The sequence below is a fragment of the Candidatus Syntrophocurvum alkaliphilum genome (assembly GCF_009734445.1).
Lineage (GTDB): Bacteria > Bacillota > Syntrophomonadia > Syntrophomonadales > Syntrophomonadaceae > Syntrophocurvum > Syntrophocurvum alkaliphilum.
Genome location: NZ_CP046457.1, coordinates 1,342,197 through 1,357,054 on the forward strand (window position 1 = coordinate 1,342,197; position 14,858 = coordinate 1,357,054).

At 33.1% G+C, this 14,858-nt stretch carries 14 protein-coding genes and 1 riboswitch; of the genes, 1 reads left to right on the plus strand and 13 read right to left on the minus strand.

Annotated features, from left to right (window positions below; genetic code table 11):
• Nucleotides 1-39: 39 nt before the first annotated feature.
• From nadE to SYNTR_RS06555, 8 genes are all read right to left on the minus strand, one after another.
• Entirely contained in the window at nt 40-780 is a 741-nt protein-coding gene (gene nadE / locus SYNTR_RS06520; protein WP_156203766.1) for an NAD(+) synthase, read from the minus strand.
• A 178-nt stretch (nt 781-958) separates the two neighbouring features.
• A complete protein-coding gene (locus tag SYNTR_RS06525; RefSeq protein WP_156203767.1) occupies nt 959-3,484 on the minus strand; it encodes a homocysteine S-methyltransferase family protein in 2,526 nt (841 codons plus the stop codon).
• A 358-nt stretch (nt 3,485-3,842) separates the two neighbouring features.
• A complete protein-coding gene (gene tatB / locus SYNTR_RS06530) occupies nt 3,843-4,088 on the minus strand; it encodes a Sec-independent protein translocase protein TatB (protein WP_156203768.1) in 246 nt (81 codons plus the stop codon).
• A 151-nt stretch (nt 4,089-4,239) separates the two neighbouring features.
• Nucleotides 4,240-5,391 carry a KamA family radical SAM protein gene (locus SYNTR_RS06535; RefSeq protein ID WP_156203769.1) on the minus strand — a complete coding sequence of 384 codons (1,152 nt, stop codon included), beginning with the start codon at nt 5,389-5,391 and terminating at the stop codon, nt 4,240-4,242.
• Nucleotides 5,392-5,466: 75 nt separating this feature from the next.
• On the minus strand, nt 5,467-5,658 hold the full coding sequence (locus SYNTR_RS06540) for a hypothetical protein (RefSeq protein WP_156203770.1): 192 nt from the start codon (nt 5,656-5,658) through the stop codon (nt 5,467-5,469).
• A 171-nt stretch (nt 5,659-5,829) separates the two neighbouring features.
• On the minus strand, nt 5,830-7,356 hold the full coding sequence (locus SYNTR_RS06545) for a YifB family Mg chelatase-like AAA ATPase (RefSeq protein WP_156203771.1): 1,527 nt from the start codon (nt 7,354-7,356) through the stop codon (nt 5,830-5,832).
• A gap of 139 nt (nt 7,357-7,495) precedes the next feature.
• A complete protein-coding gene (locus tag SYNTR_RS06550) occupies nt 7,496-7,810 on the minus strand; it encodes a DUF3784 domain-containing protein (protein WP_156203772.1) in 315 nt (104 codons plus the stop codon).
• A 175-nt stretch (nt 7,811-7,985) separates the two neighbouring features.
• Nucleotides 7,986-9,194 carry a peptidoglycan-binding protein gene (locus SYNTR_RS06555; protein ID WP_197079042.1) on the minus strand — a complete coding sequence of 403 codons (1,209 nt, stop codon included), beginning with the start codon at nt 9,192-9,194 and terminating at the stop codon, nt 7,986-7,988.
• A gap of 389 nt (nt 9,195-9,583) precedes the next feature.
• On the opposite strand from SYNTR_RS06555, the gene SYNTR_RS06560 reads away from it, so the two are divergent.
• Nucleotides 9,584-9,880: a hypothetical protein gene (locus SYNTR_RS06560; protein ID WP_156203774.1), complete on the plus strand. Its 297-nt coding sequence runs from the start codon at nt 9,584-9,586 to the stop codon at nt 9,878-9,880.
• 55 nt (nt 9,881-9,935) lie between these two features.
• Here the strand turns inward: SYNTR_RS06560 and SYNTR_RS11600 are convergent, their stop codons facing one another.
• From SYNTR_RS11600 to SYNTR_RS06585, 5 genes are all read right to left on the minus strand, one after another.
• Nucleotides 9,936-10,889, minus strand: coding sequence for a glycine betaine ABC transporter substrate-binding protein (locus SYNTR_RS11600; RefSeq protein WP_243140152.1), 954 nt, complete (start codon nt 10,887-10,889; stop codon nt 9,936-9,938).
• A gap of 22 nt (nt 10,890-10,911) precedes the next feature.
• On the minus strand, nt 10,912-11,643 hold the full coding sequence (locus SYNTR_RS06570) for an ABC transporter permease (RefSeq protein WP_156203775.1): 732 nt from the start codon (nt 11,641-11,643) through the stop codon (nt 10,912-10,914).
• Nucleotides 11,630-12,742 (minus strand): betaine/proline/choline family ABC transporter ATP-binding protein, encoded by a 1,113-nt coding sequence (locus tag SYNTR_RS06575; RefSeq protein ID WP_156203776.1) that lies wholly within the window; start codon nt 12,740-12,742, stop codon nt 11,630-11,632. The genes SYNTR_RS06570 and SYNTR_RS06575 overlap by 14 nt, the downstream gene beginning before the upstream one ends.
• A 19-nt stretch (nt 12,743-12,761) precedes the next feature.
• Nucleotides 12,762-13,382: an ABC transporter permease gene (locus tag SYNTR_RS06580; protein ID WP_156203777.1), complete on the minus strand. Its 621-nt coding sequence runs from the start codon at nt 13,380-13,382 to the stop codon at nt 12,762-12,764.
• A gap of 104 nt (nt 13,383-13,486) precedes the next feature.
• A riboswitch (cyclic di-AMP (ydaO/yuaA leader) is annotated at nt 13,487-13,622 on the minus strand.
• A gap of 252 nt (nt 13,623-13,874) precedes the next feature.
• Nucleotides 13,875-14,840, minus strand: coding sequence for a glycine betaine ABC transporter substrate-binding protein (locus tag SYNTR_RS06585; RefSeq protein ID WP_197079043.1), 966 nt, complete (start codon nt 14,838-14,840; stop codon nt 13,875-13,877).
• Between the last annotated feature and the right edge of the window lie 18 nt (nt 14,841-14,858).

Genomic DNA, 14,858 nt, shown 5'->3' on the forward strand with positions numbered 1-14,858 from the left:
CCTATCCCCCTTTACAACAATAATTTATAATAACATATGTTAATCCCTAGGTATTTTCGCTATTAATGGTTGTCTTCTTTTGTGTTCACTACTAGTTATCATTTTTTCTATCTTCTCAATAACCTCGGGTGAACCAGTTCCATATTCAATATATCTGTCAAGTTCTTCATAACTGACACCCATTTCCCCTTCATCAGTTTGACCTTTCCATAATCCTCCTGATGGAGGTTTATCTATAATTACTTGAGGAATATTTAAATAATAAGCTAATTCATAAACTTCTCTTTTAAGAAAATCTCCAATTAATTGAATATCAACAGCGTTATCACCATATTTGGTTGAATAACCTACCATTAATTCAACCTTATTACTTGCCCCTAAAACAAGATAGTTTCTAGCTTGAGCAGAATAATAAAGTGTTGTCATTCTTAATCTCGGTTTGATATTTCCTCGCAATAGCCTGCCTTTTTCTCCATCTAACTTTATATACGATTCATATTGTGTTAGTAAAAGCTTATAAGCATTATCTAATTCTACTATTCTATATCTCATGTTAATTTCTTCTGCTAATAATTGGGCATGCATTAAATCAGATACATGACTTTCACAAGGCAATAATAGTGCAATAGAATCATCTGGAAATGCCTTTTTTGCAATAGCAGCTACCACTGCAGAATCTATCCCACCACTCAAACCTAATACAACTCCAGAAGCACCAGCATCTTTGACTTTTTCCCTAAGCCAATTCACAAGGTAGTTTACAACATGCTCAGCATTCATTCGGACTTACCTCCTTTAATTAAGACAATAAATTTACAAGCTTTATCTTATATAAATTATTTATAGTATTAATACCTAAATTATATATTTTCAACACTATTAAAGTTAAATCCTGCAACTTATTACTCATTACTATATAATAATTTAATAAATATGATACCTATATCTCTGGTTTATATCATAATTTATTTTCCCCTTCAATTATAGAGGAAAGTCCTAGAAGTCTTTGGGCTGTAATAACTGCTTGCCTAGCATCTTCCGAATATGCATCTGCTCCTATTTTATCTGCATATTCCTGATTTAACACTGCTCCTCCTACCATCACTCTGCAATTTAACTGCTTTTCTTTAACACCTTCTATAATTTCCTTCATACGAGGCATAGTTGTTGTCATTAATGCACTTAAGCCAATAATATCAGCTTTTTCTTCTTCTGCTCTTTGTAGTATTGTTTCAGCGGGGACATCTTTACCTAAGTCTATAATTTTAAAACCATAGTTTTCCAATAATACACATACAATATTTTTACCAATATCATGTATGTCCCCTTCAACTGTAGCCATAACTATTACTCCCTGGTTACTAGTATCTGAATCATCAAAGTATGATTTTATAACTGCAAAAGCTTTTTTCATGCTTTCAGCAGCCATCATTAGTTGAGGGAGAAAATATTGCTTTTTATCATATAACTCCCCAGCTTTTTCAATACCAGGAATTAAGGCTTGATTTACAACTTCAAGAGCCGGTATATTTTCTTTCTCTACTGCATTTATTACTAAAGATTGTATGTTATCTACGTTTCCTTCTAAAATGGCTTTACTTAAATTATTCTTTACATTATTTTCAACTATAGTATTTTTATCATCTGTTATTTTTACTTCCTTTTGTTCTGCTTTATTTTCACTTATGATATCTGGTAAATTGCATTTTTCACATATTGTGTGTCTTAAACCAATATTATCACTTGGTTGGTATTCTTTATAATTTTCAATATATTGAGTAGCATTAGTATCACGATTTAATAGTACGGCTGCTGCTCTTGTTGCTTCCATCATTTTTTGGTCAAAAGGATTAATTATTGGTAAATCAACTCCTCCATACCAAGCCATTGATAAATAAGTAGAGTTTAATATATCTCTAGCTGGAAGTCCATGTGATACATTACTAATACCTAATACAGTTCTTACATTTAAATTTTCTTTGATAGATTGAAGTGCCTTGATTGTCTCCATTACCTGAGTCTGTTCAGCACTAGCTGTTTTAACCAAACAATCTATATATATATCCTCATCACGAAGACCATATTCTTTTGCCCTCTGATATATTTTTCCTGCTATTTTAACTCTATCCTCTGCCTTATCGGGTATCCCAGTTTCATCTAAACATAACCCAAGTATTGCGGCTCCATATTTTTTTGCTATAGGCAATAGTTCAGATAAAGCCTTTTCCTCACCAGTGGTTGAATTTATTAAAGGTCTACCAATAAAGTTTTTTAATCCTTCTTCCACTGCATTTAAATTGGTAGAATCTATAACTAGTGGCACATCTATCGCCGATTGTATAGACATAATTGCTTTTTTCATAGCTTCAGCCTCGTCTATACCAGGTACCCCCATATTTACATCTAAAATAGGAGTTCCTACTTGTACCTGTTTCTTGGCTTCTTCTATAACCATTTGCATTTTTCCATCTTTTATATCTTGGGCTAAATTTTTTCTAGCTGTTGGATTTATTCTCTCTCCAATAAAGGCTAAGGGCTTATCATCTCCAATTATTAAGTGTTGAGATCTAGAAGCAAATGCAAATAACTTTTTAGATGTATGCTTTCTTGGTGATAAACCTTTAACAGCATTTGACATAGCTTTAACATGGGTAGGAGTAGAACCACAACAACCTCCAATAATGTTAGCACCGGCATCACTTAATCTTATTGCATATTCAGCCATTTCTTCAGGTGAATCTGGAAATATAGTTTTATCGTCAATCAATCTAGGTAAACCAGCATTTGGTTCAACAGATAAATAACCACTAGTATAATTAGCCATGGTAGATATGATAGGTAATAACTCTTTTGCACCACCAGAGCAATTTGCACCTATAGCAAGCGGGGATAATGCCTCTAATATGATTAAGGCAGTTACTGGATCAGTTCCCATCATAGTTCTTTCGCCATCTTCAAAAGTCATATGTGCTAAAACTGGTAAGCTAGTATTTGAGCGGATGGCTATTAGTGCTGCACGCATTTCACCTATATCAGTCATAGTTTCAATAGATATTAAATCAGCCCCAGCTTTTTCACATGCAATAGCTTGTTCTTTATAAACATTATATAAATCATTAAATTCTACCTCTCCTACTGGTTTTAACAATTTTCCAGTAGGACCTATAGAGGCAGCAACAAATGCTTTATTATTTGCACTTTGTTTTGCTATTCTTACTGCTTCTGTATTTATTTCAACAACACGTTCTCCAAGTCCAAATTCATCAAGCTTGTATCTGTTCCCTCCAAATGTATTAGTTTGAATTATATCTGAACCAGCTTCCACATACTGCTTATGTATTTCAAATAAAACTTGTGCATTTTCAATTCCATATAATTCAGGGCACATACCCGGCTCTAATCCATTTTCCTGGAGCATTGTTCCCATTGCGCCATCTAGTATTAAAATTCTCTCTTTTAATAATTGTTGTATATCTGTTTTCAAGTTACACTCCCCCTTATAGAGACATCAAATTTATGTATATTATTTTTAGTAATCCAAAATTTGATTCTGCTGCAAAAAGTAACTACAACAAACTTAAGGCTGAGCAAACATGTTTATCTAAGTCCTTAAGTAGCAAGGCGTGATGCATAGATCACGGCTAAGTATAAATAAAAAATCATTTTAGATAATAAGTACTAAGCTAAAATGAAGGTAAAGACCGATGAGTGGCGTGATAAACATGTTTGCTCAGCCGATTCCATACTCTAAGTTTAGCTTTTTGCAGTGGAATCAAATTTATATAAATTTTAACAATTTTAACCTCTAAAAAAAACCCCTCTCAAGAGGGGTTTTTTAGGTCTTAACTTTTATCTGTATCTTTATCTTTGTTTTCTGAAGTTTTTGTTTCTTCTTCAGGTGGGTCTTCAAATTTCATAGCATCTTCTACTTCTTTTTTAACACCAGTACTTGATTTTCTAAACTCTGTTACTGCTTTACCAAGTGATTTAGCTGCATCTGGTAATTTACCTGGCCCAATAACTATTAATGCAATTAATAAAACTAATATTAGTTCCCATGGTCCAATATTACCTATAAATCCAAACATGTTTTTGACCCCCAATTAAGTAGTTCTTTTATTATTATGCACTATTATTATTGCATATATTTTAGTAAATTGTAATACATAATTTTTTTCTTTAATTAAGTAAAATAAAAAAGGTCAATACTTACTTAAAGTTTGACCTTTTTTATTATATTTAATGAATTGTAGGTAAAGAAGTAACTTCACCCCGATGATTTTGCAATATATATTCTTTTTCATTTTTATCCTTGATATAGTAATCAGGCATTAAAGGAATCTTCCCAATATTAGTAGCTATTACATACATTGGTTGAGCAAGACCAGATGTGTGACCTCTAAGGGCATCTCTTATTAATTCAGCCCCTTTTTCAATAGGAGTTCGCAAGTGATCTATTCCTGGTGCTGCTTCTAAATAAAAAACATAATAAGGCCTAATTCTAATATTTAAAAGACTCTCGTGTAACTGTTTAAATGATTCTACATCATCATTAATACCTTTTATTAATACAGCTTGGTTTCCTACATTGATACCGCATGTTAATAAATCCCAAACAGCTTTAGCTAATTCATTTGTTATCTCTTTTGCATGATTGCATTGAGTATTCAACCAAATAGGTACTCTATGATATTCACCTAAAACCTTTCTAAGACCTGGTGTAACTCTATGAGGTAATACTACAGGTAATCTACTACCAAATCTTATCATTTCTATATGAGGTATTTCTCTTAATTTTCTAATAACATATTCAATTCTATCATCAGGTAATAAAAGGGGGTCTCCACCTGTAACTAATACTTCTCTTATTTCATTGTGTTCACTTATCCATTCTAGACCTTCGTCTATATCAAAACGTAATTCTAAAGATTCATCTACTACTAACTCTTTTCTAAAACAATGTCTACAATAAATACCACAAGCATTAACGACTGTAAATGCTACTCTATTTTGATATTGTCTAGCAATAGTATCTGGTCTTTCTTCTTCACCTGATCTATTTTCTTTGAATATTAGATAATCTTCAATACCATATTTATTTTCTTGTTCATATTTAGATGGTACAACTTGCTTACGAATTGGACAATTAGGGTCATTTCTATCCATTAAAGATGCAAAGTAAGGAGTAGTCCCCCATTTTGCAGTTGTATGGATTATAGCTTCATGTTCTTCATCTGTAATATTAATATATTTTTCTAATTTCTCTAATGTATTAACTTGATTTCTATATTGATATTTCCATTCTTCTATTGTATCATTTTCTTCTTTTAGATAATTATTAAAATTATAGTTTTCTGTGTAAGTGGGAACATTTAATTGACATTCTAACATTATATACCCCCTTTCAATAATTTTAAAAATACCTCCGTTTATGCAACGGAGGTATTTTCAAGATTTTTTTGTTAACTATTGTTGTTGTTGTAACTGTTGTACTTGTTTTTGTGCTTGTTGCAATTGTTGTTGTAGCTGGCCATATTGTTGTTGTTGCTGTTGTTGTAGTCCACCTTGTTGTTTTAATTGCTCCATTTGTTGTTGAGCTTGTTGTAGCTCTTGTTGAATTTGTTGTTCGATTTGCTTCTTTTGTTGTTGATTCATCATTGTTAAATCATTCCTCCATTTTTTTATTTTTTGTTTGTGTTACGTTTATATAGTCTGTAATTTTGCTAAATCATATTCAAAATAATAAACGAAAAAATATAAAGTTTTTGCTACAATATACATATTTGTAATTTTTTTCTGTATGGAGGAGGAGTTGTAACTACTTTTCAACTAAATATTCCAATACTTGCGATCAAGGCTTCTATACTGAATTGCTTCTGCTATATGATCAACTTTTATATTTTTAATATTATTTAAATCTGCTATTGTACGAGCAATTTTGAGAACTCTATCATATGCTCTAGCTGTCATATTTAGTTTAGTAAAAGAAATTTTTAATAATTGCTCTGATTTTTCATCTAATTTACAATGATTTCTTACTTGTGCTGGATTCATTTGAGAATTTAAGTTAATATTGGTATTTTTAAATCTTTTAATTTGAATATCTCGTGCATATACTATATCTTCTCTAATATTTTTTGAAGTATCTTCACTTTTTTCTTCAGTGTTAGTTAATTCTTCATATTTAATTCTAGGCACCTCAACATGTAAATCCATTCGGTCTAATAAAGGGCCACTAATACGACTAAGATATCGATGAATTTGAAGAGGAGAACAGCGGCATTCTATATCAGAACCAAAATTGCCACACGGACAAGGGTTCATACTACCAATCAAGGAAAAATTTGCAGGATAAGTATAGGTCGAGTGAGTTCTAGCAATAGTGACAGTTTTATCTTCTAATGGTTGCCTCAAGGATTCTAAAACATCCCGATTAAATTCAGGCAATTCATCTAAAAACAAAACTCCATTTTGGGCTAGACTAATTTCACCTGGTCTAGGAACTCTTCCACCACCGATAATACTAGCAGCTGATGCATTTTTGTGAGGGGAACGAAATGGTCTTGTTGTTATTAAAGGAGTATCAGAATTAAGCAGATTAGCAACTGAATATATTTTTGTGGTTTCTAAAATTTCGTTTCTAGTCATTTCTGGCATTATACCTGGTAATCTTTTAGCTAACATTGTTTTTCCACCCCCCGGCGGACCTATTAACAATGCATTATGTTGGCCTGCAGCCGCTATTTTCAAAGCCCTTTTAGCTGACTCTTGACCTTTTACCTCTGCAAAATCCAGAGGGAATTTGTTAGTAGTTGTTATTTGAGGAGATTTTACGATTTGTAAACTTGTATTACCATATAGAAAATTAATCAGTTCTGTTAAATGGGATAATCGATAAATATTTGTATCATTTATTAGTGCAGCTTCTTCTTCATTTTCATAGGGTACAACTAATTTGTTATCGTCATACTTAGCTAACTCAATAGCCATAGGTAAGACACCTGGAACTTTTCTTACACTTCCATCTAGAGATAATTCACCTACAAAAAAATAGTTGCTAATATTATTATCCAATTCTTGCCATGACATAATAATCCCAGCTGCTATTGCTAAATCAAAATGACTACCTTCTTTTTTCATATCAGCTGGAGCTAAATTAACTATTATCTTTCTGTTGGGAAACTTTAAACCTGAATTTTTTATAGCTAGTTTAACTCTATCTCTAGCTTCTTTAACCGCAGTTGAGGCAAGACCAACTATCTCAAAACCAGGAAGTGCATTCTGAATATCTACCTCTACTTTAACTGGTTCGGCTTCAACACCATTTAAAACCATAGTATTAACTGTTGCTAACATCACTTCACCCCGAATAAATGTTTGGGGTATTATTTCGATATTGTTCTACCATTTTCCTGTATTAGAGGAAATTTTTTGTTTGAGTCAAAGGGGACGGTTCCTTTTGACTCACTTTTAAATCCTTTTCAAATGCTAATATCTATTTTTGAGGAGTAAATTTTTGAGCTTTTATTACCATTAAAATAGTTACAATAATAAATAAAATCCAAGATATTGTTATACTATAATTAAGGTCAAAACTATAGCCAATAGATCCAAGTATGATTATTGCAGCTAGTAGGTAGAGATAATCACCAATAAATCTCCCTATACCCTTTGCTCTCATGTAGTCTTGGGCTTCTTTTGATGCAGTATTATATCCAGCAATTAGGCTTTCTCCACCAAAATGCTTAATAATGATACCCATTCCAACTAATAATAATGCAATAACTCCATGTATTATTAATAATCCCACAATTATATCCTCCCTGAATTAATTCTTAAGTTATTTAATTAAATTATACTACATAATCAAAAAATGCTTTTAATCTTTGTCACTAAAAAAAAGCTTGGCAATGCCAAGCTTTTTTGAACACCGGAATATATACCAATCTGAAAGTGAGTCAGAAGGAACCGTCCCCTTTGACTCGTTATCTTATTATTTCGTAGTGCATTGCATCATTGAATCTGTTGCCCCAACTGAATCCTGCAGGTTTGAAGGCTTTTTCCCAAAGGATTAAGTTAGGGTGATTTGGTTCATTTGTTGGACAGACGTATCTAAGATTACCAGCCGCATTTATGTCTATAGCGGTTCCCCAAGAATGGTTACTTAAACCTCTTGAAGGGTTCCACATAACATGTCTAGGAACCCATGTCCCATCCATAGTTTCAATAAGACTTAGTAATGGTACTTCTCGCCCATTTATATTGGCAGTACCTTTTTTGATCAATGTAAATGCATGTATAAAGTTTGGAGCAGCATTTTTATGTACCTGCACTTGTCTATTTAAACCAGGTAGTGTTATTGTTACTATATTTTCCTGTACCCATACTGGATCTATTTCTATTCTACCACCCTGTAATGACCTGTACCTAAATTGGCCAAATTCTCCATTTACTTTACTTAAATGTGGATATCTATGAATATCTGTGCGACTTCCTCTAGAAACAGTTGTATTGGTGTTATTATTTGTATTAGCATTATAAGTTAGTGAAGCTCTATAAGCATTACTTTTTGCTACTTCTTCTTGTAAAGCTAATTTTGTTTGTGGACCTACAATACCATCAGCTTGTATCCCTTTAGCTCTTTGAAAGTTCTCAACTGCATTATGGGTATTTTGACCAAATATACCATCTACACCATATGTATTAAAACCTTGTCTTGTTAAGTCGTCTTGTAATGCACTAACTGCCTCCCCTCTGCTACCTATAGATAATGTTTGGTCACTATACCTAAGTGAAGCTCTTAATGCAATACTTTTAGCTACTTCTTCCTGCAAAGCTGATTTTGTTTGTGACCCTACAATACCATCAACTTGTATCCCTTTAGCTCTTTGAAAGTTCTCAACTGCATTATGGGTATTTTGATCAAATATACCATCTACACCATATGTATTAAAACCTTGTCTTGTTAAATCATTTTGTAAGACACTGACAGCAGCTCCTCTACTTCCTACAGATAATGTCTGGTCACCATACACACTAGCTTCTGCCTTTGGTAAAAAAGCAAATACTAGTAAAATAAAAATACTTAAAAATAAGACCTGTTTATGTTGTAATGTAAACGTAAAAACACTTCCTTTCATTATTTTATAATAGGCGATTATTAAAAGTTTAACTATTTCGACATTATAGGACAAACAGCCAATTGACTACTAATAAACCCTCACCTTGCTTCATTCATTAATTAAGGCAGTATTGTAAAATCACTATAATTTTGTTTGTTTTTTAATAATAGTGGTTTTTTATGCTAACATGTCCATTTATCACAAAAGAAAAAAAGAGTCAAAGGGGACGGGTTGGAGTGACCCCACATGATGGTGTTTGGAGGGGTGAATTTTTGTATTCTACATTATTATTGTAGCTAATAAAAATATAATTCAAAATACAGTTATACTATATTCAACGTCGATAATTTGAAGCTATATATATATATATAAGCATCTATAAAACATTTTTTGTTCCTTGTTATTGTATAATAGAAAAAAGCATAATAAAGATTTTTAACATTTTGAATGAGGGTGATAATATGGACGGGTCAAGTTTATTTATATTTATTCTAGGTGGGATTGCATATATAATAATAGTCATTCAAGATAAATTAGGATGGGTAGATGTATATGGAGGTTCGCAAAGTAACCTACCAGAAGTTAATGCTAGATATTCTTATTTAAAAGCTAAAGGAGTAAAATGCAGATTAAAAACTAAGACTCATCCTTTTAGCCGCATGCAACTTTCTCAAACTACTACAGCTGTTATAGAAGTTAAAAAAAGTCATGAAGCTAAAGCTCGAGATTTGTTAAATGAATTTTATTTTAATTGTTAAAATAAAAATGAGTCAAAAGGAACCGTCCCTTTTGACTCACTGTTTTTAATTCTGATTATCTTTCATTTATATGATCTGCAAGATCGCTTATTGATTCAATTCCTAATGCATCAGCATCAGCTTGGCGCATCATTATTGTATAAGTGTTGTTAAATGGAGCATAGTCTAACCATACTAAATCATTTTTCTCTAAGTCTTCTTGTTTAACTGCTTCATAACACTCTTGAGAATCTGTAATTGCTTCTTCGTGCTCAAGGTAGGTTAACCATGCAGTTCCAGTGTATTCCCAATAAATATCTACATCACCATTTAGTAATGCTTCACGTACTACTACGCTTCCACTTAAGTTTGTATTATCTTCAACATCAAAACCCGCATCTTCTAATACTGCTATAGTAATTGCTCCAAGTAATAGCTGCTCAGTAAATTCTTTAGAACCAACTGAAATTTCACCTGCATTTTCAGCCTGTTCTCCGGTTAGGATTCCTTCACTATTTAACCAATCTACAGCAACCTGTGTTACATCTTTACCATCTACATCTACTGAAGCATTTAGTTCAAGCATGGTATCTGTGTCTAAAGCATCACTTACTGGTTGCATTAATTCTTCTAACTCAGGATATTGTTCAATTACGTCTGTACGTACTACTGGCGCAGGATTGTAAACCGGGAAGAAGTTTTTATCATCTACAAGGTTTACTAAATCAAAGGCTGCTATACGTCCATCAGTTGAGAATCCCATAGCTGCTGCTACCTGGTGCTCTCTTAAGGCACCATATGTAATACCTAAGTCCATAACTTCAACATCATCAAATTCAAAACCATATACTTGTACTAGCTCAGGAAGTCCATCTGGTCTTACTGAAAATTCATGGTCCGTAGCAAATACCCAGTCATCAATTTCACCTGGTGCACCAGCTTGACCAGCACAGCCAACTAATAGTAGTGCAAAAACACTAATGATAGCTACTAAAGTTGTCATCTTTTTGGATTGTTTTAAAGATAGCATATAAATCCCCTCCATTTTTAAATTAAGTAATCTTTATACCCCTTTGTTCTAGAATTGCTAATAAATGATCGAAAGTTAGTGCTAATAATGCACTTAATATACATCCTACTAACAGTAATGATAATCGTTGTACCTGAATCCCAGTTACTATTAAGTGTCCTAGTCCTCCAGCGCCTATGAATGTAGCCAAGGTTGCGGTTCCAACATTTATTACTACAGCGTTACGAATACCTGCCATTATTACAGGAAATGCTAATGGCATTTCTATTTGGTATAATATCCTATAGTTTGGCATTCCCATACCTTTAGCTGCTTCAATTACACCTGGTGGTACACTTTTTATTCCAGCATATGTGTTTCTTAAAATTGGTAGTAATGAATAACACCATAGAGCAAAAACTGCTGTATAAAATCCTAGGCCAAATATTGTGAAAAATAATGCTATGATTGCTAAACTCGGTACTGTTTGAGCTACATTAACTGTATTCTCAATAAATGGGCCTATTGCTCCTACTTTTTCCCTGCTTATTATTATTCCTAGAGGAATAGCTGTTAGGATAGCTGCTATGGAAGATACTAATACCATGGTTATGTGTTCCTGAGTCAATCGCAATATATAGTCATAACTCAACACCCTAGCTGCCATAGCACCTCCGGGATTGTTTACAAAGTAAATTGTTATTCCTATTCCTAAACCAATAAATAATATTACAGGAATAAATTTTAACCATAAGTTATTACTATGCTGCATCATCTTTCATCAGCTCCAATATATATGCTATGGTTAGTACTCCTTTAGGTTCTTGGTTGTCGTTTAATACTACAGCATATTTTTCTCCTGTATTTAACATTGCAGATAGTGCATCTCCTAATGTTGCTTCATCTTGAACTAAGCTACTGCATGGTTTTATTAAGCTTTCTAAGGCTTTATTTTCCTTGTTGTTTAGTATGTGCTTAGTTTCTAAGATTCCACAAAATCTTAAGTTTTCATCAGTTACCGGTAAAGCTTTTGCTTTGCTATCTAGTAGTTGTTTGGATGTTATTTCTGATATGGTGTTTAGGTTTATGCTTGGTAATTTTGTATTTAGTACATCTTTTACTTTGATTAAGTTTAATCTTTTGATTGAGCGATTGCTTCCAATTAATGATTCTACAAAGCTATCTGCTGGAGAACTTAATAAGTTGTTGGGTTCATCATACTGTATAAGGTTGCCTTCGCGCATTACCGCAATTTTATCTCCCATTTTTATTGCCTCATCTATATCATGAGTTACAAATATTATGGTTTTGTTTATCTCTTTTTGTAGTCTTATAAACTCATTTTGTAAGTGGGTTCTTGTTATTGGATCAACTGCTCCAAATGGTTCATCCATTAATAATATAGGTGGATCAGCTGCTAAGGCTCTTGCTACTCCCACTCGTTGCCTTTGACCACCACTTAGTGCATCTGGTTTCCTGTTTCTATAAATTTCAGGATCTAATCCAACTAAATTTAATAGTTCATCTATCCTTGAATTTATTTTTGATTGCGACCACTTTTTCTCTTTTGGTACTGTTGCAATGTTTTCTGCTATTGTCATATGTGGAAATAAGCCTATTTCTTGTATTACATAACCTATGTTTTGGCGCAGTTCTATTGGGTTTAGATTGGTTGTATCAGAATCATTTATTTTTATTATTCCTGATGTTGGTTTTACTAAGCGATTTATCATCTTCATCGTGGTTGTTTTACCACAACCTGATGGACCTACAAATACACATGTTTCTCCTTCGTTTATTTGCATATTTAAATTATTAACTGCTGGTACTTCTGAACCCGGAAAAACTTTATGCAGATTCTCTAGTTTTATCAAAGCACTACACCTCCTTTTTTTAGACTCTAGTGCGATGTTCTGCCCACTTTAATAGTCGGTCTGCTACTATTGCTACAATTGAAACAAAAATTGCTCCTACTAGTACTGAGTTCATATTCCACTGTGAGATTCCTCGGAATATGAATTCTCCTAATCCACCTGCTCCTACAAAGGATGCTATGGCTCCTATTCCTATTATCATTACTACTGATGTTCTAATTCCTGCCATTATAATAGGCCATGCAAGTGGTAGTTTGATTTTGCGCAATATATTAGTTTCATTCATTCCCATACCTTGTGCAGCTTGTATTACAGCAGGATCTATCTCCTCTATACCTGTATATGTGTTACGTACTATTGGTAATAAAGAGTATAGAACCAATGCTATTACACCTGTTTTAAAACCTATGCCAAATAGGGGTATTAACAGGCCAAATACTGCTAAGCTTGGTATGGTCATTATTACTTGGCATATGTAAAGTACACCTCTTGCCAAGACTTGGTAATAGCTAATTAGGACACCTAATCCTACTCCTATTAGCACTGCAAAACCTACAGATACTCCGACTAATACAATATGCTCTGCTGTTAATCTGATTACATTGTCTAGATTGTTAATAAAGTAATACCATAAATCCATATAATCACCATTTTTGTGTGAAGCGGGTAAGAAAATAAAGAAAGAAAGGCATAGAGCGTATGAACCTAGACCTATTGTTTAGTCTAGACCTTAAAGTATGTATCACATTCTTTCTCACAACGCCTACGAAGTTAGCTGACGGATTCGGACTGTAAGGTAGCCCTACCACTTACGTGGACTCACCCCATTAATTCGGTTCCCCCGCTTCTCATATTTTTGAGAACTCGGCGTTTAATTCATAAGTAATGTTAGCATAATCTATTTGAATAATGGAAATCATAATTCTTTCATATCTTTAAATATCATATTGTTTTTGACTATGAGAGTTTATTTTATATATTTTCAACTATAAATTCTTTATAAATCTTTAAAATATTGTTTGTATCGTACTTAACTAAAAAAAACCTGTTCTTAAAAAAGAACAGGTTTTTTTTTAGTTTTATATATTGTTAAGTGAGTCAATAGGAACCGTCCCATTTGACTCGATTTTGATTATTGTCTTTGATTAATAAGTTCAGCAAGATCGCTTATTGATTCAATTCCTAATGCATCAGCATCAGCTTGGCGCATCATTATTGTATAAGTGTTGTTAAATGGAGCATAGTCTAACCATACTAAATCATTTTTCTCTAAGTCTTCTTGTTTAACTGCTTCATAACACTCTACAGGATCGGTAATTGCTTCTTCGTGCTCAAGATAGGTTAGCCATGCAGTTCCTGTGTATTCCCAATAAATATCTACATCACCATTTAGTAAGGATTCACGGACAACTACACTTCCACTTAAGTTAGTGTTATCTTCAACATCAAAGCCAGCATCTTCTAATACTGCTATAGTAATTGCTCCAAGTAATAGCTGCTCAGTAAATTCTTTAGAACCAACTGAAATTTCGCCTGCATTTTCAACTTGTTCGCCAGTTAAAATTCCTTCACTATTTAACCAGTCTACAGCAACCTGTGTTACATCTTTATCATCTACATCAACTGCTCTATTTAGTTCAATCATGGTATCTGTGTCTAAAGCCTCACTTACTGGTTGCATTAATTCTTCTAACTCAGGATATTGTTCAATTACGTCTGTACGTACTACTGGTGCAGGATTGTAAACCGGGAAGAAGTTTTTATCATCTACTAGGTTTACTAAATCAAAAGCTGCTATACGTCCATCTGTTCCAAACCCCATTGCTGCAGAGACTCTGTTTTCCTGTAAGGCACCATATGTAATGCCTAAATCCATAACCTCAACATTATCAAACTCAAAGTCATATACTTGTACTAGCTCAGGAAGTCCATCTGGTCTTACTGAGAATTCATGGTTCGTAGCAAATGTCCATTCATCAATTTCACCTGGTTCACCTGGTGCACCAGCTTGACCAGCACAGCCAACTAATAGTAGTGCAAAAACACTAATGATAGCTACTAAAGTTGTCATCTTTTTGGATTGTTTTAAAGATAGCATATAAATCCCCTCCATTTA

Excerpts from the sequence above, each read along its gene's own strand:
- nadE (WP_156203766.1), bottom strand. The coding sequence starts at position 780 with ATGAATGCTGAGCATGTTGTAAACTACCTTGTGAATTGGCTTAGGGAA.
- tatB (WP_156203768.1), bottom strand. The coding sequence starts at position 4,088 with ATGTTTGGATTTATAGGTAATATTGGACCATGGGAACTAATATTAGTT.
- SYNTR_RS06535 (WP_156203769.1), bottom strand. The coding sequence starts at position 5,391 with ATGTTAGAATGTCAATTAAATGTTCCCACTTACACAGAAAACTATAAT.
- SYNTR_RS06540 (WP_156203770.1), bottom strand. The coding sequence starts at position 5,658 with ATGATGAATCAACAACAAAAGAAGCAAATCGAACAACAAATTCAACAA.
- SYNTR_RS06545 (WP_156203771.1), bottom strand. The coding sequence starts at position 7,356 with ATGTTAGCAACAGTTAATACTATGGTTTTAAATGGTGTTGAAGCCGAA.
- SYNTR_RS06560 (WP_156203774.1), top strand. The coding sequence starts at position 9,584 with ATGGACGGGTCAAGTTTATTTATATTTATTCTAGGTGGGATTGCATAT.
- SYNTR_RS11600 (WP_243140152.1), bottom strand. The coding sequence starts at position 10,889 with ATGCTATCTTTAAAACAATCCAAAAAGATGACAACTTTAGTAGCTATC.
- SYNTR_RS06570 (WP_156203775.1), bottom strand. The coding sequence starts at position 11,643 with ATGATGCAGCATAGTAATAACTTATGGTTAAAATTTATTCCTGTAATA.
- SYNTR_RS06580 (WP_156203777.1), bottom strand. The coding sequence starts at position 13,382 with ATGGATTTATGGTATTACTTTATTAACAATCTAGACAATGTAATCAGA.
- SYNTR_RS06585 (WP_197079043.1), bottom strand. The coding sequence starts at position 14,840 with ATGCTATCTTTAAAACAATCCAAAAAGATGACAACTTTAGTAGCTATC.